We start from the raw sequence: 17,933 nt of genomic DNA, 5'->3' as shown, positions 1-17,933 counted from the left end.
CGACGAAGGGGGCCACCCGCGCGGGTGGCCCCCTTCGTGTGAAGAGATCAGCGCTCGGTGAGTCGGTCCTGCAGGTCCTGCACCAGCTTGTTCCACTTGGCCGCCTCGTCGGCGAACGGCGCGCTCGGCGCCAAGCGGGTCGGGTCCGGGGCGAGGATGAAGCTGACCAGCCAGCCCAGCGACTCGGACTGGTTGAGCGCCGCGGCCACCGACTCGTCGCCAGCCCAGTCGGCCGCGTCGTTGAGCAGCTCGACGGCCAGGTCCAGCTGCACCGGGTCGACCGCGTCGACGCCGTCGCCGAGGTCGTCGCCCAGCCCCTCCAGGACGTAGGTGTTGTCCGCGTCCACGGTGATCTCGAGGCTGCCGTCGGTCGCCTTGATCGCGACCTCGTCCCAGGTGGAGACCTCGGTCAGGTCGTTGTCGCTGAGGTCGGTGGTGGCCAGCAGCTTGGCCAACCCGCGTGCCGAGGTGGCCACGTCGATCTTGCCTTCGCGGCCGAGGAACACTGGCTCGTCGTCGAGGTAGCAGCGCAGCGTGTAGTACTCCGAGCCACCGGTGATGATCTTGATGGGGTCGATGCCGACCTCACCCCAGAAGCCGACCGGGGCCGCCTCGGCCTCGGTCTCCTCGGTGTCCACCGGCTCGATGTCCTCGCCGTCGGCGGCCTCGGCCTCAGCGGCCTCGGCGTGGAACGCGGCGAGCTCCTCGGCGCTCTTCTCCAGGGCGGTCTCGTCCACGTCCGGAACGGTCACCACCGAGTCCAGCGCGTCGAGCACCTCGTCCCAGCGCTCGGAGATGGTCTCGGCCATGTCGGTCCACAGCCGCTCGCCGTCGCGGCCGGTGAACGGGAAGGTGCCCTGCTCGAGCACGGAGAACCCGTCGGCGGAGTTGAGCACCTCGTGCACCTCGTCGAGCTCGCACACGTCGGCCAGCGCGCGCACGATCCCGACGATGTCGGCGAGCTCGCCGACGGTCCACGTGTCGGGCTCCTCCGCCACCAGCTCCGGCACGCCCACCAGGTCGAACTGGTGGTCCTCGTCGGGCATCAGCTCGGCCACCGACAGCGCGGGCACCAGGTGCCACGCCGGGTGGTCGGACAGGTCGTGCTCGCTGGTGGTGCGCACGAACGCCGCCAGGTGCGCGGCGTCGGGGAAGGCGTAGAGGTCGTCCTCGTGGCCGAGGAACGCCTCCCACTCCTCACCGTCTTCCCGCCACCGCGGTGCCCACAGCGTGACGACGTCACCCTGCGGCAGCCCCAGCTCGATCGGGACGATGTCCTGGGCCATTGGAGGTCCTCCTGGTCGCGCAGCCATCGGCGTACGGTGCGCGCGCACACCCGCGCGGCGCGTCGGCAGCCTACGGGGTGCGGATCACCGGTCGGAACGTAGGGAGGACAGGTCGAACGCGAGCGGGTCGTCCGGGTCGAAGCCGTCGTCGGCCCCGGCCGGTCCGCGCCCGTCACCCGCCCGCTCGTCCGCCCCGCGCGCCGCGCTCGGCGCTGTCCCCCCGGGTGCCGGATGTGCTTGCCCGCCAATGGTTCCCGCACCGGGCGCCCACTGTCCAGTCGGGACTTCACCGTCCTCGTCGGCGCGCGGACCGCCCTGCTGCGCGTGCATCCGCTCATCGCGTCTGCGTTGGAACTCTTCCGCGGTGATGCCGGGGCCCGTGTCGCGGCGCGCCGGAGCGGCTCGACCGGACAGCACCTCGATCGCGTGGGTCATCGAGTCGCCGAGGATCGGGCCAAGCTTGTTGTAGCCCGCCTGGGTGGCCTGGGCCAGCGCCGCGTCCGACACCGCGACGATGAGTTCGCCGAGGCGCTGCGGTCCCCACCGGACGGCGTCTTGGCGCAGCCACAGGTCCAGCAGCTTCCCCCGACCGTCCACGGTGACCCGGACGCTGCCGTACTCGTCGTAGGCCGTGCCGGTGACCGAGGCCAGCACCTCGTCGACGCCCGCCATCGCCTCCTGGCGGGCCCGGCCGTCGTCGATCAGCTGCCGGGTGCTGCGCTCGACCGGCACGCGCTCGGTCATCGGCGGGGCCTGCGCTGCGGGCCGAGCGGGCTGTCGAACACGGTGTCGGCGGCGTCCTCGGCGTCGTGGTCGAGCGGCTCGTAGCCCAGCGAGGCCAGGTGCTTCTCCCCGTCCGGTCCCAGCACCGGCGCCAGCGCCTGGTGCATCGCGGCGCCCGCCCGCCGGGTGGCCTGCTCGGTCAGCGCCATGATCCGGGCCGCCAGCTGCTCGGCGCCGCCCGCGAGGGCCGCCGGGGTCAGCTGGACCCGGGAGAGCTGCCCGCCCGGCCGGACCTCGACGCCGACGGCGCCGTCGCCCGCCTGACCGGTGATCGGGCCGACCCGGTCCAGCCGGGCCCCGGCCTGCTCCTCGGTCCGCTGGACGCGCCTGCTGACCGCGTCCAGCTCGTAGTCGATGTCGATCTCCACGGGGCTCCTGTCAGCCGGTCGGGCGGTAGAAGCCCACGAACGGCATCCCCGAGTTGGTGGTGCGCAGTGGACCCACCTGCACCGGGTCGCCCGCCTCGACGATCTGGCCGTTGCCGATGTACATCGCGACGTGGCCCTCCCAGCAGACCAGGTCGCCGGGGAGCAACTGGTCCGCGGAGGGCACCTCGGCGCCGATGTCCTGCTCGCGTGAGGTGCGCGGGATGTCCAGCCCGCCCTCGCCGTAGGCGTACTGGGTCAGGCCGCTGCAGTCGAGCCCCACCCCGGGGGCCGTGCCGCCCCAGACGTACGGGACGCCCAGCTGGCTCAGCGCGGCGCGCACGGCGCGGGCCGCGGTCTCGTTCGGGGCCATGACCGTGCTGCCGTCCGGCAGGTTGATCGCCACCCCCGAGCCCGGCTGCGGCGGGATCGCGACCGGCAACCGCCGCTTGGTGACCCGGCCCCCGCCGCCCCCGCCGCCGCCACCTCCCGCGTAGCCGCCGCCTCCACCGCCCCCGCCACCACCGCCGCCTTGGTGCTGGTTGTACGAGGCGGGCGGAGGGGGCGCGGTGACCGGCGCGCTCGCGGCCGAGGTCGAGCCAGCGCCGCCGGTGAGCTGGGTGACGACCCCGGAGAGCTGGGTCATCACCGATTCCAGGTTCTGCGAGGTGTCGCCGGTGAGCCGGGAGGCGTACTGGGCGAGCTCGGTGAGCTTCTGCTGCGCGCCAGCCGGGTCGCCCGCGCGCCGCAGCGCGGCCGCAGTCTGGAGCAGGCCCGCGGCCACCCGGTTGAACTCGTCGATCTGCGCCTGGTTGGTCCGCTGGCCGACCTTGAGGATCGCCGCGGCGTCGTGCACCGCCCGCTGCACCTCGGCGCTGTACTGGCCCAGCTCGGCCCCCGCGGCCTGTTGCACGAGGACGTCCTGCTGGTGGCGGGCCGACCCCTGGCCGGTCCAGCCCTCGCGCAGCGAACCGGCGTAGCGGGTGGCGTCCTCGTCGACGGTCGCGAAGGTGGTGCTCATGGCGCCGTGCGCCTGCCCGAGGCGGTCGACGGCGTCGTCGTCGGTGGCCAGGTGGCGCTGGGCGGTCGCGGCGGGCTGGACCATCGGCTCCAGCAGGTCGCGCACGGAGGCGGTCATGTGAGCTCACCCGCCGCGCGGCGCACCGCCGCCCCCGAGTCCTGCTCGGTGGCCTCCAGGTTCGCCCAGGTGTTGCGCACCGCGTCCACGGTGCCGCCGAGGCTGTCGGCGAGGCCGCGGGCGCCGTCGAGCTGGCGCTGGGTGGCCGTGCGCAGCGCGTGCGCCAGGCCGACCTCGCTGCCGATCTTGGAGAAGGCGTGCTCGTCGAAGGCACCCGGCCCGGCCAGGCCGCGCTCCGCCGACTCGCGCAGCTGCTCGGCCAGCGGCCGGACCCCGGTCGTGTAGGCCTGGAAGGCGTCTTCCTCACCCCGGTACCCCGAGGTCACCACCCGCTCGCCCGCGTCGGACTCCCCGCCCATGGCTCTCCCCTCTCCCGCCGCGACCGCTTGGACGTACACCGGACGCGATCGGCTCCCCTGACTGCCGGACCAGGTTAGGACAACCCCGCGACCGGGCGGGCGGAGTTGTCCACAACCCGGGGTGACGGGGGTCGCAGGCGGTATGATGGGAGGCGAACACCGAGCTGAGGAGCATGGCGTGGCGTCTGTGCACGACGTGGTGGCCGCCATCCTGGACCGGACCGGTCCGGAGTCGCCGATGAAGCTGCAGAAGCTGCTCTACTACACCCAGGGCTGGCACCTGGGTCGCACCGGCGAACCGCTGTTCCCCAACCGCATCGAGGCATGGACCGCGGGACCCGTGGTGCCGGAGGTGTACCACCGGCACGAGGGGACCAGGGAGGTCGAGGGCTGGCCCGGCGGTGACGGCGGCAGGCTCAGCGCGGCCGACGCCGACCTCGTCGCCACCGTCGTCGACCGCTACGGCTGCTTCGACCGCCACCAGCTCAGCGCGATGACCCACGAAGAGGAGCCCTGGCGCTCGGCGCGGGGCGACCTGCCGGACTCGGCGCCGAGCTCGGCCAGGGTGTCGGAGGCGGTGATGGCCCGCTTCTTCGGCAGGATGATCACCGACCCGGCCACCGCGGTCGCCGAGGCCAAGGCCAGCGCGCACCTGGAGGGGCTGGAGGTCTCCGACAGCGCGGTCGCGGCCTGCGCCGAGGTCGCCAGCGGGGCCATCACCACCGACGACGCCGTGCAACGGCGGTTGCGCCAGCTGCTCAAGACCGCCTGACCCAGCCCGAAGCACAAGGAAGAACCCCGGGTGTTATCCCCGCCGCGCCCCAGTGGGCCGCGCACGTGACCGACCCGTACGTCGACCCCGCCACCGGGGTCCTGCGCAACATCCACGACCTCACCGACGCCGCCGTCCTCGCTGAAGCCGAGCGCGACCTGGCCTTCCTGCGCGATGAGGAACTCAAGCGCTTCCCGCTGCCGGGTGGCTACGACACCGACCACCTGCGCGCCTTCCACCGGCACCTCTTCGGCGACGTCTACGCGTGGGCCGGGCAACCCCGGCGCGTCGACCTGGCCAGGGGCGGGTCCCCTTTCGCGCACTGGCGGCACGTCGAACCCGCGTTGGACGACTTGTTCGGCAAGCTCCGCGCGGAGCGGTTTCTCGGTGGTCTGGAACTGCCGGACTTCCTGGCGCGGTTCACCTACTTCTTCGCCGAAATCAACGTCGTCCACCCGTTCCGCGAAGGCAATGGCCGGACTCAAAGAGCCTTTTTCCGGCAGTTGGCCCTCTTCGCCGGATGGCGGGTCGACTTCGGCAGGCTCGACCGCGAGCGGTACCTGGTGGGGTGCGTGGCGGCGATGGTGGGCGAACTCGACACGCTGGCCGACCAGTTCGCGGTCGCGCTGGTCGGCAGGGCCTAGACGTGCCGGTGCCCCGAGCGGTGTAGATGTGCCGGTGCCCCGGCGGTGTGGACCGCCGGGGCACGGGTTCCTCGGCACAGGGCTACCGAGGCCGGTGGAACGGGACTAGCCGACGCGCCACAGGGCGGGCACGTTCGGCGGCTCCCAGCCGGGCTGGGCCTGGTGGCCCTGCAGGCAGGTGTAGCTCACGCCGCCGTAGGTGACCTTGGCGCCCGCCGCGTAGTTGGTGCCCGCGGCCCACGTGCCGCCGGGGGACCCGGTGGTCGTGGTGGTCGTCGGGTTGGTGGTCGTCGAGTTGGTCGGGCGGGTGGTCGTCGTGGTGGGGCGGGTGGTGGTGGTCGGCCCGGTGACGTTGAGGACGAAGTCGAACGACGCCTCCTTGCCGTTGCCCACGGTGCGGACGTTCATCAGCAGCCGCGGGTCGTAGATGGTGTCGGTGTTGTTGCGCGGCTCACCGGGGAAGTACGTCTGCGTGGTGAGGATGCGGCCGCCGGGGTTCTGCACCTTCATGTGGATGTGCCGGGTGCGGCCGGGGTAGAGGCCGGGCACGATCGTGGTGAGGGTGTACTTGCCGGTCGCGTCGGTGTACTGGTGGCCGCGGAAGCGGTAGGTGGTGTTGTCGTAGTTGCCACCGTTGTCGGCCTGCCAGAAGTCCAGCAGCACGTTGGCCAGCGGCTGGCAGTTGCGGCCGAACACGTAGCCGGTGACGGTCAGCGGGGTGCCGGGGTAGCCCGGCTCGATCAGCGAGGTGCGCTGCGGCGAACCCGGCTTGAAGTACGGGCCCTCGGTCTGCGCGATGGTCGGCGCGTCGCCGTCGCTGCAGTCGGGGGTCAGTTCGAGCAGGGTGCCGTTCGCGGCCTCTTCGGCCTTGGTGCGGGCGAGCGCGGGAACACCGACCAGCGCGATCGGGGCGGCCACACCGGCGGCCAGCGCCGCGCGCAGCACCGCCTTGCGGCTGATGCCCTTGTCAGCCGGTGGCTGTACCTCGTTGGTGCCGTCGTCGCCGTGCAGGGGCGCGTCCATGCCTAGCTCCTTTTGGTGGGGGGCGCCGGGGAATGAACACGAACCTACGTTCGGGAATCGGTGGCGACGATGGACTCACTCGGCCGGACGTGGTGAATCTCAGGGTGCCTGTTACCACTGTTGGGGCCATTCACACGTTCGTCATTCACCGTCTGCTCCATTCGCCGACTCGCCGCGCCTGCGGAAATCGCCGGGGCTGACCCCGGCCTCGCGGCGGAAAAACCGACAAAAATACGCCGCGTCGGCGAAACCGATCCGCGCACCGACCTGCCGCACGGTCAGGTCGGTGCGCGCCAGCAGCCGTTTGGCCTCCGCGGCGCGCGACTGCCTGACCAACTCCGACGGGGTGCGGCCGGTCGCGGCCTTCACCGCCTCGGTGAGGTAGCCGGGGGTGACGCCGATGTGCTCGGCGTAGGCCCGCACCGACCACAGGTCCAGGTCGACCCGGCTGCTCAGCCTGCTGAACTCGTCGGCGACCGACCCGGCCCTCGGCGGGACCTGCGGCGCGGCGCCAGGGGTCAGCGGGAGCCTGCCCGCGCGCACGACCAGCACGTGCAGCAGGGCCCGCAGCACCGAGTGGCTGTCCTCGGCGGCATGCTGGAACTCCGCGGCCAGTTCCGCCAGCAGCCGGGTGGTGCCCGCGTCCTCCTCGTCGCTCAGCGTCGTCCACGGCCGCTCGCCGAGCCTGCGCAGCCGGTCGCGGTCGGCGGGGTGGTCGAGCAGGAAGTCGTCGGTGAACAGGACCACCGACCCGCGCAGGTCGCGCAGGTCCTCCCAGTGGTGCACCTGACCGGGGGTGATCACGCACAGGTGCGGCGGGCGCAGCGGCAACCGCTGCAGGTCCAGCACGTGGGTGCCGGTACCGCCGGTGACGTGCACGATCTCGTAGAACGTGTGCCGGTGCGGGAACGTCGCCTGCGACAGCGGGCCGACCTGCTCGAAGGTGCCGACCACGAACGGCAGCGCGGTCGGCGCGGAGATCTCCAGGCGGTGCATGGGCAGTTCGCCCGCGCGTGGCTGCCTGCACGGCGTGCCGGGTAAGACGGTGCTCCCGCGCATGTCCCGATCCCCTCGCTCACCCGGACAAAGGTCCAGACCAATGATCGCGGGTACCACGATGGCACGCGGGGTGCTCGCGGCAAACAGGACAGGGGCATCCCAACCAGGACTAGACCCCCGTGGGATGGCACGCGGGGTGCTCGCGGCAAACAGGACAGGGGCATCCCAACCAGGACTAGACCCCCGTGGGATGCCACACGGTTTTGGTCTCCACCCAGGCCCGCAGCCGCTTGACGTCGGGCCGCTCGGTCCAGTCCGGCTCGGTCGCCTGCACCCTCGGCACCCGCTTCACCGTGCCCGCGGCCGCCTTCTCCAGGTCGGTCCGCAGCTCGGCGGGCGCGCCGGTGAGGTCGAGGGCGTTGACGTCGGCGTGCGAGGCCAGCCACGGGGCCAGCTCCGCGGTGTGCCCGGTCAGCAGGTTCACCACGCCACCGGGCACGTCCGAGGTCGCCAGCACCTCCGAGAGGGTGATCGCGGGCAGCGGCCGGTCCTGGCTGGTCACCACGACCGCGGTCGCGCCGACGGCCAGCACCGGGGCCAGCACGCTCACCAACCCCAGCAGGGAGGACTTCTGCGGCGCGAGCACCCCGACCACCCCGGTCGGTTCCGGCACCGAGAACGAGAAGTACGGCCCGGCGACCGGGTTCGCCGCACCCAGCACGGTCGCGATCTTGTCGGTCCACCCGGCGTACCAGACCCAGCGGTCCACCGCCGCGTCCACCAGCGCTTGGGCCCGCCGCGCGGGCACTCCCTCGCCCGCGGCGACCTCCTCGGCGAACTGCTCCCGCCTGCCCTCGAGCACCTCGGCGACCCGGTAGAGCACCTGGCCCCGGTTGTAGGCCGTCGCCCCGGACCACTTGCCAAACGCCCCGCGCGCGGCCACTACGGCCTCGCGCAGGTCCTTACGCGACGCCTGCGCCGCGTTGGCCAGGAAGCGGCCCTTGTGGTCGATGACCGGGTATGTCCGGCCGGACTCCGAGCGCGGGAACGCCCCGCCCAGGTAGAGCTTGTAGGTCTTGGACACCGTCACGCGGTCAGACATCGAGGTACGCCTCCAGCCCGGCCCGGCCGCCCTCGCGGCCGAAGCCCGACTCCTGGTAGCCGCCGAACGGCGCGGTCGGGTCGAAGCGGTTGAACGTGTTGGCCCACACCACGCCCGCGCGCAGCCGGTCGGCCATCCACAGGATGCGTGAGCCCTTCTCGGTCCACACGCCCGCGGACAGGCCGTAAGGGGTGTTGTTGGCCTTCGCCAGCGCCTCGTCGGGGGTGCGGAAGGTCAGCACGGACAGCACCGGGCCGAAGATCTCTTCCCTGGCGATGCGCATGGACTGGGTGACATTGGCGAACACCGTCGGCGCGAAGTAGAAGCCCTTGTCCGGCAGCGGGCACGGGCTGGTCCAGCGCTGCGCGCCCTCCTGGTCCCCGGACGCCACCAGCTCGGTGATCTTGGTCAGCTGCTCGCGGGAGTTGATCGCGCCGACGTCGGTGTTCTTGTCCAGCGGATCGCCCACGCGCAGGGTGGTGACCCTGGCGTGCAGCTTGGCCAGCAGCTCCTCGGCGATCGACTCCTGCACCAGCAACCGCGACCCCGCGCAGCACACGTGGCCCTGGTTGAAGAAGATCCCGTTGACGATCCCCTCCACCGCTTGGTCCAGCGGGGCGTCGTCGAAGACGATGTTGGCCGCCTTGCCGCCCAGCTCCAGGGTCAGCTTCTTGCCGGTACCCGCCAGCGCGGCCTGGATGACCTTGCCGACCTCGGTCGACCCGGTGAACGCCACCTTGTCCACGCCTGCGTGGTTCACCAGCTCCGCGCCCACGTCCCCGGCGCCGGGCAGGATGTTGACCACCCCGGGCGGCAACTCGGCCTGCTGGATGATCTCGGCGAGCACCAGCGCGGTCAGCGGGGTCGTCTCGGCAGGCTTGAGCACCACGGTGTTCCCGCAGGCCAGCGCCGGTGCGATCTTCCACGCCGCCATCAGCAGCGGGAAGTTCCACGGGATCACCTGGCCCGCCACCCCCAGCGAGCGCGGGTCGGGGCCGTAGCCCGCGTAGTCCAGCTTGTCGGCCCAGCCCGCGTGGTAGAAGAAGTGCGCTGCAGCCGTCGGGACGTCGGTGTCGCGGGACTCCTTGATCGGCTTGCCGTTGTCGAGCGACTCCAGCACCGCCAGCTCGCGCGCCCGCTCGGCGACCATCCTGGCGATCCGGAAGATGTACTTAGCCCGCTCGGCACCGGGCATCCGGCCCCAGGTCTTGTCGTGCGCCCGCCGCGCAGCCTTGACCGCGCGGTCGACGTCGGCCGCGCTCGCGGTGCTGACCTCGGCCAGCACCTCCTCGGTGGCCGGGTTGACCGACTTGAGCGGCTCACCGGCCCCCTCGACGAACTCGCCGTCGACGAACATCCGGTAGCTCGGCTTGAGGTTGGCGATCGCCCGCGACTCGGGCGCAGGCGCGTATTCCCAGTTCATCTAGTCCACCGTGACGTAGTCGGGGCCGCTGTAGTGGCCGTCGAGCTGGGTGCGGCGCTGCATCAGCAGGTCGTTGAGCAGGCTGGAGGCGCCGAAGCGGAACAGCCGGGGGGTGAGCCAGTCGGCGCCGGCGACCTCGTGCACGGCGACCAGGTGGCGGATGGCGTCCTTGGTGGTGCGGATGCCGCCCGCGGGCTTGACGCCCCGGTGCTCGCCGGTGCGGTCGTGCCAGTCGCGCACGGCCTGGAGCATGAGGTTGGTGACCGGCAGGGTCGCCGCGGGGGACACCTTGCCGGTGGAGGTCTTGATGAAGTCGCCGCCCGCCAGCAGGGCCAGCCAGGACGCGCGGCGCACGTTGTCGTAGGTGGCCAGCTCGCCGGTCTCCAGGATGACCTTCAGGTGGGCTTCGCCGCAGGCCGCCTTGATGGTGCGGATCTCGTCGAACACCTGCCCGTAGCGGCCCGCGAGGAACGCGCCCCGGTCGATCACCATGTCCACCTCGGTCGCGCCGGACTCGACGGCGAACTCGGTGTCGATCAGCTTGACCTTGAGGGTGGAGCGGCCGGACGGGAAGGCCGTGGCGACGCTGGCGATGTTGACGCCGCTGCCGCCCAGCGCCTCCTTCGCGGTCGCGACGAGGTCGGGGTAGACGCAGACCGCGGCGACCGGGGGAACGCCCTCTTCGGGTCTGCGGGCCTTGGCGCACAGGGAGCGGACCTTGCCCGGGGTGTCCGCGCCCTCCAGCGTGGTCAGGTCGACCATGCTGATCGCGGTGTCTATGGCCCACAGCTTGCTGGCCTTCTTGATGCTGCGCGTGGCCAAACCGGCACTACGCTGCTCAAGTCCTACTGCGTCGACACCGGGCAAGCCGTGCAGGAACCGCCGCAGCGACGCCTCGTCCCGAGTGACGTCGGTCAACTCTGTCGTGCCGCCCATGGGGTCGAGTCTAGGGGGTTCTCGGTGGACCTTGGGCGCACGCTGATCGCGAGCACGATGAGCCAGACCGTGTAGAGGACGTACCCGATGAAGTTGGCCATGTCCGTGCCGGGGACGCCCAACGGGATCAGGACACCGAGCGCGACAAGGCCTGCGGTGGGGTACGCGAGGAACTTGAGGCCGTAGTAGTGGGCGACGCGGACGGTCCAGATGGCGGTCAGCGCGTAGCCGAGGGTTTCGCCGATGACGGTACCGAGCACAGTGGACAGTGTCTTGAACGTGCCGGGGTCGTCGATGAAGGGCACGATCAGCGGCCATCGCATAAGTCCGATGACCTGCACTAGAGCCGCTGCTGTGCCTAGAGCGATGAGGTCGGGCTTGTTCATCTTCTTAGAGATGGGGATGAGCAGGGCTGCGCTGGCGGCTAGCAGTAAGAACAGCACGGACACTGCCACCTGGTTCTGGTGGAAGGCGTCCAGCGCCTCTTGTGGCGGCTTCGCGAGGACGTCCGGGTAGTCGAAGACCATGCCAAGGCCGATGAAGGCCACGTTGGCGCCGACCGCGCCCGCGACGAGCAAGAGGGGGAGGAGCATCGGGGTTCCTATCTCTGTACGGTGTGCAATATTGTGCACTGTACAGTGATGCGGTGTGGAAGAGAAGACCCGACCCGGACCCAAACGCAGCCTCTCCGCCGACCAGATAGTCGACGCCGCCCTCGCCCTCTTCGACGGCGAAGCCCCGTCCATCAGAGGAGTCGCCGCCCGCCTCGGGGTCCGGCCGAACACGCTGTACACCTACCTGCCGGACCGAGCCGCCATGGAACGCGCGCTCGTCGACCGCTTCTTGGCAATGGCAGACCCAGACCTGCTCACCGGCCGCCGCACCTGGCGCCGCCGGATCGAGGACTACGCGTGCGCTCTAAGAGGTGTGCTCTTGACCCATAGAGGCGCGGCAGCGTTGCTGCACACCGCCCCCATGGACGGCCCCACCTCAGCCCTGGTCGGCGAACGCCTACTGGCCATCTTCACAGGGGCAGGCCTAACCCCAACCCAAGCCGCCCGCTCCACCTACGCCGTGATCGTCCACGTCCTGGGCTCAGCCACCCTTACCGCCGCAGACCTCAACGGCCACCCCGAAGCCGACATCGTCGCAGCCCGCCTAGCGGTCACGATCGACCCCGAGGTACTCCCCCTGACAGCCCAAACCTGGCCGGTCGTGGCCACGTGGAACACAGAGGAGCAGTTCCGCTGGTCCCTCCGCACCCTCCTCAACGGCTGCGTGGGCACCGGCTAGCGATCAGCGGGCGGCATCCTCTCCACCTGCCCAGGCGCGAAAGCCTTCCGCGTGCACCCTCGCTTGCTCACCGCCAACCAGAGCGGGCCGGTTTCGCCAGCCACCGCTTCCACTGTGTCCCAGTGCCTGAGCAGCACCCTCGCGAACTCCCAGTGAGGGGCATCCCGGACCGGCGGGGTCAGATGAAGGAGCCGGTGCGCCTTGGTCAGCGCCGCCTCATTGGGCCGCGTCCGGAGCTTCTTGTCGTTGGTGATCACTGTCCACCCGTGGGCCGCGACCACCGGGATCCAGTCCTCGTCGAGGGCGGGGACCAGCTGCCTTATCGGCCCCCACCCCCCGACCGCGATGTCTCTTCGCAACCGCATCAGGCTCAGACCCAGGCCTGCGAGGTTCTCATCGACGAAGTACCGGACGTCGCCGATGGTGGGCTCGCAGCCGTCGTTGTTCATGCGATCCGCAGGTGCACTGCGTCGTAACCGATGGCTTGGCGCACCTGCTCGTCGTCGAGGCGGTACCACTGGGCGATGTCGCCGATGCGCTCGCCGCCGCGGATCAGGCTCGCGATTGTGGCCACCGTGACGTTGTGCCCGGCGATGGTCGGTTCGCCGCCGCGGCGCCGCGGGTCGAGGTACACGTCGGGGAAGTCGGCGTCGGGCCGCAGTCGGTGGACGGTGCCCCTGTCGTCGAAGTCCGCCGAGTCGTAGAACTGCTCGGTGAGCGGGCTGAGCACGATCTGGTCGGTGCGCACCTCGACCGCGAAGTCGTCGCCGAGTTCGGCGGTCTGCTGCGCTTCCCACAGCATCAGCCGCCCCTCGCGGCGGACGTACGGCGCCGAATGCGCCAGCGGGTACCTCTCGTCGAAGACCCGGCGGAGTTCGGCCGTGTAGGCGCGCAACCTGCTCGTCGGGATCTTGTCGATGTCGCGGTACGAAGCGAACAACCGCGCCTCGACGAACTCGCCCCAGGTGACCCACCGGGATCTCGAACTCTCCTGGCGGAGCATCGGCGGGTGCGCCACGCCGCGCCGGGCGTAGCCGTTGAACCAGCGGTCCGCGGTGCCGGTCGACAACGCCAGCAGCCGGTCTACCTGCGGATAGGTGTAGACCGGTCGATCGAGCAGGGGTACCACATCACCCATGGCGACACGATCGCACACTTCGCCCCTGATCGGAGCGATCTGTTCACAGGGGCGATCAGCCCTCTTCGATGTCCTTGTGCTTCTTCTTCGGGGTCTTCGTGGGGGACACGTCGACGCCGCCCATGATGGCCATGCCGGTGATGCGGACGACGGGGCTGCCGGGGGGACCCTGGGTGCGGACGGAGTTGCCGAAGCCGCCCATGAAGCCGGAGCCGGTGACGTAGACGGTGACGTCCGGGGGGACGGTGATCTCGATGCCGCCCATGAGGGCGAAGGCCTGGATGGTGGTTTCCTGCGCCTCGAACGTGGCCTGGGTGAGGTCGATCTCCACGCCCCCCATGAGGGCGACGGCGTTGAAGGTCGGCGGGACCGTCCACGGGCCCTTGCGCTCGGAGCCGGACATGATCGCGATCGCGCTGGAGGAGGTGCCGCGGCCGCCGACCCGGGTGGGGTGGGTGGCGGGGGCCGGTTGCGGCAGCGGGGACTGGTAGGCGACCAGCTGCTGGTTGGGCAGGTCGCGGACCAGCGGCTCCAGTTCGCCGAACGTCCGCGCGGCGTAGACCTGGTCGAGGCGCTCCTCGAGCTCGGTGACGGTGAGTCTGCCCTCGGCCATGGCGTCGTGCAGGACCTTGGCGAATCGCTCCCGGTCGGTGTTGGACGCGCGCATCTCCTGCGGTCCGGGGAGTTGAGGTTGCTCACTCACGGACACGAGGGTAGCGCCACCGACCCCCGATAGGGGCACGCCGCCACCAGCGATTAAGCGGACCGGTCTACCGTGTCCGGCCATGGACGTGCTCACCGTCGACCACCCGCTGGCCAAGGCCAGGCTCACCGTCATGCGCGACGCGCGCACCGACAGCGCGACCTTCCGCGCCGCGCTGCACGAGCTGACCGTGATGTTGACCTACGAGGCCACCAGGACCGCGCCGCTGCGCACCGAGCGCATCCACACCCCGGTCGCCCGCACCGACGGCTTCTGGCTGGCCAACCCGCCGCTGCTGGTGCCGGTGCTGCGCGCCGGGCTGGGCATGGCCGACCAGGCGCACAAGCTCATCCCCGACGCCCAGATGGGCTTCGTCGGCCTCGCCCGCGACGAGCACACCCTCAAGCCGACCCCGTACATGGAGTCGCTGCCCGAGGACCTGTCCGACCGCCCGGTCTTCGTCCTCGACCCGATGCTGGCCACCGGCGGCTCCATGGTCCACACCATCCGCCTGCTCACCGACCGCGGCGCCACCGACGTCACCGCCATCTGCGCCCTCGCCGCCCCCGAGGGCATCGAGCACCTGGCTCAGGCCAACCTCCCGGTCCGCCTGGTCACCGCCAGCATCGACGAACGCCTCAACGACTCCGGCTTCATCGTCCCCGGCCTCGGCGACGCAGGCGACCGCCAGTACGGCGCGGTCTAGACCACCCAGCTATGCGGCCGACACGCCACCCGACCCCGATCGACCCCACTCCGCGGCCCCCGCCGCACCTCAGCCCCCGCCGCACCTCAGCCCCCGCCGCACCTCAGCCCCCGCCGCACCTCAGGGGGGCGTCCCCGGTGCCAGTCTATCCGGTGTGGCGCAGGCGGTGGGGGGTCGCGAAATGCTGTGGATGGCCGGAGGGGTTGTGGATAGCCGCCACCTGGGTGAGGTGGCGGCGGGGCGATGAGGTTCACCCGACTGGTGTCGGAAGGCGGCTGGCAGTGGAAGGAATCCGGCTCGACGAGCAACAGGAAGGCGAGCAACCGCCCGACCTGACCGTTCCCGTCGACGAACGGGTGGATGGCCTCGAACTGGTAGTGCAGGCATGCGGTGGTGATCAGTGGAGGCAGTGCGTGTGCGTCGTGGGAGTACGTGCGCGACTGTGAAGGCATAGTTGGAGACTGCGGAGTCAAGGGCGGCATCCGGCGGCGGCAGGAGTGATACCTAGCTCCTAGTCGAGGCGGCGAGTGATACCAAAGCCCATCCGACGTATCACTACCGGCGGGTCCAGCCCAAAGTGTTGGCGCGCAGGGCCCGCTCGTAGGCCGCCGCCACGTCTAGGCCCGGGGGGAGGTTTCCGAGGAGTTCGAGTGACACCAGGCCGTGGACGATTCCCCAGCAGCCGACGGCCATGGTGCCGTCCGAGTCGAGGAAGACGCCTGCTTCCACGCCTGCTGTGATCACCTCCAGCAGCGGTGCCAGGGCGGCGCGGGAGTGCGCTGTGGCTTCGTCGTCCGGTTCGAAGCCGGGGATGGCGCCGCTGAACATGACGCCGTACAGGTGGGGGTCGGCGAGGGCGCTTTCGCGGTAGGCGATTCCCAGCAAGACCAGGTCTTCTGCGGGGCTGCCGGTGGTGGGGACCGCGCGCAGTCGGGTGCCGAGGCGGTGGAAGGCCTCGACGTAGAGTTCTCGGACCAGGCCGGGTTTGCCGCCGAAGAGGGAGTAGACGGCGGTGGTGGAGGTGCCCGCGTCGGCGGCCAGGCGGCGCAGGCTGAGGGCGGTGGCACCTTCGGTGGCGATGAGTTCACCCGCGCGGTCGAGCAGGCGGACCCGCAGCGCCTCGTCGTGCGTCCTGGGTCTGGGCACCGGGGGAGTCTAGCGTTCCATAACGCCGTCACGGGTGGTACCGCGGTGATACCATGGTCAACCATGGCGATGACCTTGCGGTTGACCGAGGAAGACAACGCCAGGCTCGACGAGCTGGCCGAGGCCGAGGGCCGGTCCAAGCAGGAGGTGCTGCGCCTGGCGCTGGCCGACCGCTGGGCCAGGCTGCACAAGCAGGAGCAGCTCGACGAGGTGCTCGGTCGGGTGCTGCCGCGCTACCGCGGCCTGCTCGACCGGATGGACCCCGTGTGATCATCTCCGGGTGACCGCCTACCTCGACGCCAGTGACCTGTTGGTGCTCGCCGCCGCCGTGACCGGGGGTGACCTGGTGGTGCGCGACCTCGGGCTGCTCGACTCCGCTGCGCACCGGCCGCGGGCCACGGTGCTCGGCGTCGAGGCCTACGACACGCTCTGGCTCAAGGCGGCCGCGTTGCTGGACTCGGTGGTGCGCACCCGCCCGCTCGCCGAGGGCAACTGGCGGTTGGGCTGGGTCGCCGCGGTCACGATGTGCGACCTCAACGGCTGGTGGATCGACGCCGAGACCGATGCCGCGCTCGAGGTGGTCCGCGAGGTCGGCCGCGGTGCTGTCGAAGTGCCGAAAATGGCCGCGCACCTGCGGGAGTGGGCGCTGCCGAAGCCCTGAGCACGCCAAACCCGGCTGAACCGGGTTGACCTGGAGCGCACTCCAGCTTCTACCGTCAGGGGCGTGACGTACGCGATCGCCGAGGCGGCCCACCGCAGTGGGCTCTCGATCGACACCCTCCGCTACTACGAGCGCATCGAGCTCATCGACCCACCGGCGCGCGATTCCGGTGGCAGGCGCGCCTACTCCGATGAGGACCTGGCCTGGTTGGGCTTCCTGACCCGGTTGCGGACCACGGGGATGCCGATCAAGCTCATGCGCGAGTACGCCAGGCTCCGCCACCAGGGCGGCACCACCTTCGGCCAGCGCAAACGCATCCTGGAGCGGCACCGCCAGGACGTGCGGGCGCGCATCGACGAGCTGCGCTCCTGCCTCGAGGTGCTGGACTACAAGATCGACAACTACGAGCGGTGCCTCGGCGCCGAGCACATCCAGGAGGCCTCGGCATGAGCATCCCCACCCGCGCGCTCGGCGCGTTGACCGTCAGCGCGCAGGGTCTGGGCTGCATGGGCATGAGCCAGGGCTACGGCGTCGGCGACGAGGCGGAGTCGATCGCCACCGTCCACCGGGCCCTCGAACTCGGCGTGACCCTGCTCGACACCGCCAACGTCTACGGCGACGGCGCCAACGAGGAGCTGGTCGGCCGGGCCATCAAGGACCGCCGCGACCAGGTCGTGCTGGCCACCAAGTTCGGCATCGCGGGCCGCGGCCCGGACGGCCCGGCCGTGCGCGGTGACGCCGCCTACGTCCGCGAGCAGGTCGAGGCGTCGCTGCGCAGGCTCGGCGTCGACCACATCGACCTGTACTACCAGCACCGGGTCGACCCGAACACCCCGATCGAGGAGACCGTGGGTGCCATGGCCGAGCTGGTCGCGGCGGGCAAGGTCGGCCACCTGGGACTGTCCGAGGCGGGCGCGGACACCATCCGCCGCGCGCACGCCGTGCACCCGATCGCCGCGCTGCAGAGCGAGTGGTCGCTGTGGACCCGCGACATCGAGGCCGAGATCCTGCCGACCTGCCGCGAGCTGGGCATCGGCATCGTGCCGTTCTCCCCGCTCGGGCGCGGCCTGTTCACCGGCAAGCTCACCGCAGACCAGATCGGCGCGGGTGACATGCGCGCGAGCCTGCCCCGGTTCAGCGCCGCCAACCTCGACCGAAACCAGGCCGTGGTGGCCGCCATCGCCGCGCTCGCGGCCGACCGCGGCGTCACCCCCGGCCAGTTGGCGCTGGCCTGGGTGCAGGCCCAGGGCGCCGACGTGGTCCCCATTCCCGGCACCAAGCGGCGGACCTACCTCGAGGAGAACGTCGCCGCCGCCACCACCGCACTGTCCGAAGCCGACATCGCCGCCATCGAGGCCGCCGCCCCCGCCGACGCGTTCGCCGGTGACCGGTACGCGCCGGGCATGATGCGCGCCGTCGGCAGGTAAGGAGATCCACAGTGGACACGTCCAAGTTG

23 protein-coding genes and 1 pseudogene are annotated in these 17,933 nt (G+C 71.1%); 8 read left to right on the top strand and 16 right to left on the bottom strand.

Going from position 1 to position 17,933, the window contains the following annotated elements; all coding sequences use genetic code 11:
* Positions 1-47: 47 nt before the first annotated feature.
* The 5 genes from JOD54_RS02005 to JOD54_RS01985 all read right to left on the bottom strand — a co-directional run bounded on the left by JOD54_RS02005 (position 48) and on the right by JOD54_RS01985 (position 3,931).
* Positions 48-1,286: a SatS C-terminal domain-containing protein gene (locus JOD54_RS02005; protein ID WP_204448912.1), complete on the bottom strand. Its 1,239-nt coding sequence runs from the start codon at positions 1,284-1,286 to the stop codon at positions 48-50.
* A gap of 84 nt (positions 1,287-1,370) precedes the next feature.
* Complete coding sequence (locus tag JOD54_RS02000) at positions 1,371-2,030, bottom strand: YbaB/EbfC family nucleoid-associated protein (protein WP_204448911.1); 660 nt, start codon at positions 2,028-2,030, stop codon at positions 1,371-1,373.
* On the bottom strand, positions 2,027-2,437 hold the full coding sequence (locus JOD54_RS01995) for a YbaB/EbfC family nucleoid-associated protein (protein ID WP_204448910.1): 411 nt from the start codon (positions 2,435-2,437) through the stop codon (positions 2,027-2,029). The genes JOD54_RS02000 and JOD54_RS01995 overlap by 4 nt, the downstream gene beginning before the upstream one ends.
* 10 nt (positions 2,438-2,447) lie before the next feature.
* Entirely contained in the window at positions 2,448-3,572 is a 1,125-nt protein-coding gene (locus tag JOD54_RS01990; protein ID WP_239573253.1) for a C40 family peptidase, read from the bottom strand.
* Complete coding sequence (locus tag JOD54_RS01985; RefSeq protein WP_204448909.1) at positions 3,569-3,931, bottom strand: hypothetical protein; 363 nt, start codon at positions 3,929-3,931, stop codon at positions 3,569-3,571. Before JOD54_RS01985 ends, JOD54_RS01990 begins: the two co-directional genes overlap by 4 nt.
* Before the next feature lie 178 nt (positions 3,932-4,109).
* Between JOD54_RS01985 and JOD54_RS01980 the strand changes: the two genes are divergently transcribed.
* The gene (locus JOD54_RS01980; RefSeq protein ID WP_204448908.1) at positions 4,110-4,703 is read left to right on the top strand and encodes a type II toxin-antitoxin system antitoxin SocA domain-containing protein; all 594 of its coding nucleotides are present in this window, start codon (positions 4,110-4,112) and stop codon (positions 4,701-4,703) included.
* A 65-nt stretch (positions 4,704-4,768) separates the two neighbouring features.
* A complete protein-coding gene (locus JOD54_RS01975; RefSeq protein WP_204448907.1) occupies positions 4,769-5,347 on the top strand; it encodes a Fic/DOC family protein in 579 nt (192 codons plus the stop codon).
* A 105-nt stretch (positions 5,348-5,452) separates the two neighbouring features.
* On the opposite strand, the gene JOD54_RS01970 is transcribed toward JOD54_RS01975, so the two are convergent.
* The 6 genes from JOD54_RS01970 to JOD54_RS01945 all read right to left on the bottom strand — a co-directional run bounded on the left by JOD54_RS01970 (position 5,453) and on the right by JOD54_RS01945 (position 11,423).
* A complete protein-coding gene (locus JOD54_RS01970) occupies positions 5,453-6,370 on the bottom strand; it encodes a dioxygenase family protein (RefSeq protein ID WP_204448906.1) in 918 nt (305 codons plus the stop codon).
* A gap of 141 nt (positions 6,371-6,511) precedes the next feature.
* Positions 6,512-7,429: a helix-turn-helix transcriptional regulator gene (locus JOD54_RS01965; RefSeq protein WP_239573252.1), complete on the bottom strand. Its 918-nt coding sequence runs from the start codon at positions 7,427-7,429 to the stop codon at positions 6,512-6,514.
* Positions 7,430-7,604: 175 nt separating this feature from the next.
* Complete coding sequence (locus JOD54_RS01960) at positions 7,605-8,471, bottom strand: aldehyde dehydrogenase family protein (RefSeq protein WP_204448905.1); 867 nt, start codon at positions 8,469-8,471, stop codon at positions 7,605-7,607.
* Positions 8,464-9,894 carry an aldehyde dehydrogenase family protein gene (locus JOD54_RS01955; protein ID WP_204448904.1) on the bottom strand — a complete coding sequence of 477 codons (1,431 nt, stop codon included), beginning with the start codon at positions 9,892-9,894 and terminating at the stop codon, positions 8,464-8,466. Before JOD54_RS01955 ends, JOD54_RS01960 begins: the two co-directional genes overlap by 8 nt.
* Positions 9,895-10,830, bottom strand: a complete 936-nt coding sequence (deoC, locus tag JOD54_RS01950) for a deoxyribose-phosphate aldolase (RefSeq protein ID WP_204448903.1) — start codon at positions 10,828-10,830, stop codon at positions 9,895-9,897.
* Complete coding sequence (locus tag JOD54_RS01945; protein ID WP_204448902.1) at positions 10,809-11,423, bottom strand: DUF4386 domain-containing protein; 615 nt, start codon at positions 11,421-11,423, stop codon at positions 10,809-10,811. Before JOD54_RS01945 ends, deoC begins: the two co-directional genes overlap by 22 nt.
* 55 nt (positions 11,424-11,478) lie before the next feature.
* Between JOD54_RS01945 and JOD54_RS01940 the strand changes: the two genes are divergently transcribed.
* Positions 11,479-12,123, top strand: a complete 645-nt coding sequence (locus JOD54_RS01940; protein WP_204448901.1) for a TetR/AcrR family transcriptional regulator — start codon at positions 11,479-11,481, stop codon at positions 12,121-12,123.
* Here the strand turns inward: JOD54_RS01940 and JOD54_RS01935 are convergent.
* From JOD54_RS01935 to JOD54_RS01925, 3 genes are read right to left on the bottom strand one after another with little or no spacing between them, the layout of a single operon-like run.
* Entirely contained in the window at positions 12,120-12,572 is a 453-nt protein-coding gene (locus JOD54_RS01935; RefSeq protein ID WP_204448900.1) for a PIN-like domain-containing protein, read from the bottom strand. The two genes, JOD54_RS01940 and JOD54_RS01935, sit on opposite strands and share 4 nt — an antisense overlap.
* Entirely contained in the window at positions 12,569-13,261 is a 693-nt protein-coding gene (locus JOD54_RS01930; RefSeq protein WP_204448899.1) for a DUF433 domain-containing protein, read from the bottom strand. Before JOD54_RS01930 ends, JOD54_RS01935 begins: the two co-directional genes overlap by 4 nt.
* A 55-nt stretch (positions 13,262-13,316) precedes the next feature.
* Complete coding sequence (locus JOD54_RS01925) at positions 13,317-13,964, bottom strand: DUF1707 SHOCT-like domain-containing protein (protein WP_204448898.1); 648 nt, start codon at positions 13,962-13,964, stop codon at positions 13,317-13,319.
* Positions 13,965-14,046: 82 nt separating this feature from the next.
* Here JOD54_RS01925 and upp point away from each other — a divergent pair, with 82 nt between their 5' ends.
* Complete coding sequence (upp, locus tag JOD54_RS01920; protein ID WP_204448897.1) at positions 14,047-14,670, top strand: uracil phosphoribosyltransferase; 624 nt, start codon at positions 14,047-14,049, stop codon at positions 14,668-14,670.
* Between the two features lie 359 nt (positions 14,671-15,029).
* On the opposite strand, the pseudogene JOD54_RS34935 reads toward upp, so the two are convergent.
* A pseudogene (locus JOD54_RS34935) lies at positions 15,030-15,122 on the bottom strand (hypothetical protein); the annotation flags it as partial.
* A 103-nt stretch (positions 15,123-15,225) separates the two neighbouring features.
* Complete coding sequence (locus JOD54_RS01910; protein WP_204448895.1) at positions 15,226-15,816, bottom strand: TetR/AcrR family transcriptional regulator; 591 nt, start codon at positions 15,814-15,816, stop codon at positions 15,226-15,228.
* Between the two features lie 63 nt (positions 15,817-15,879).
* Between JOD54_RS01910 and JOD54_RS01905 the strand changes: the two genes are divergently transcribed.
* The 4 genes from JOD54_RS01905 to JOD54_RS01890 all read left to right on the top strand — a co-directional run bounded on the left by JOD54_RS01905 (position 15,880) and on the right by JOD54_RS01890 (position 17,904).
* A complete protein-coding gene (locus tag JOD54_RS01905; RefSeq protein ID WP_204448894.1) occupies positions 15,880-16,086 on the top strand; it encodes a ribbon-helix-helix protein, CopG family in 207 nt (68 codons plus the stop codon).
* 10 nt (positions 16,087-16,096) lie between these two features.
* Positions 16,097-16,477: a type II toxin-antitoxin system death-on-curing family toxin gene (locus tag JOD54_RS01900; RefSeq protein ID WP_204448893.1), complete on the top strand. Its 381-nt coding sequence runs from the start codon at positions 16,097-16,099 to the stop codon at positions 16,475-16,477.
* 63 nt (positions 16,478-16,540) lie between these two features.
* Positions 16,541-16,927, top strand: a complete 387-nt coding sequence (locus tag JOD54_RS01895; RefSeq protein ID WP_204448892.1) for a MerR family transcriptional regulator — start codon at positions 16,541-16,543, stop codon at positions 16,925-16,927.
* Positions 16,924-17,904 carry an aldo/keto reductase gene (locus JOD54_RS01890; RefSeq protein WP_204448891.1) on the top strand — a complete coding sequence of 327 codons (981 nt, stop codon included), beginning with the start codon at positions 16,924-16,926 and terminating at the stop codon, positions 17,902-17,904. The genes JOD54_RS01895 and JOD54_RS01890 overlap by 4 nt, the downstream gene beginning before the upstream one ends.
* Positions 17,905-17,933: the final 29 nt, after the last annotated feature.

This window comes from Actinokineospora baliensis, from assembly GCF_016907695.1.
GTDB classification, from domain to species: Bacteria; Actinomycetota; Actinomycetes; order Mycobacteriales; family Pseudonocardiaceae; genus Actinokineospora; species Actinokineospora baliensis.
Note: the sequence above shows the minus strand (reverse complement) of the source record. Positions and strands in the feature narration are given on the sequence as shown.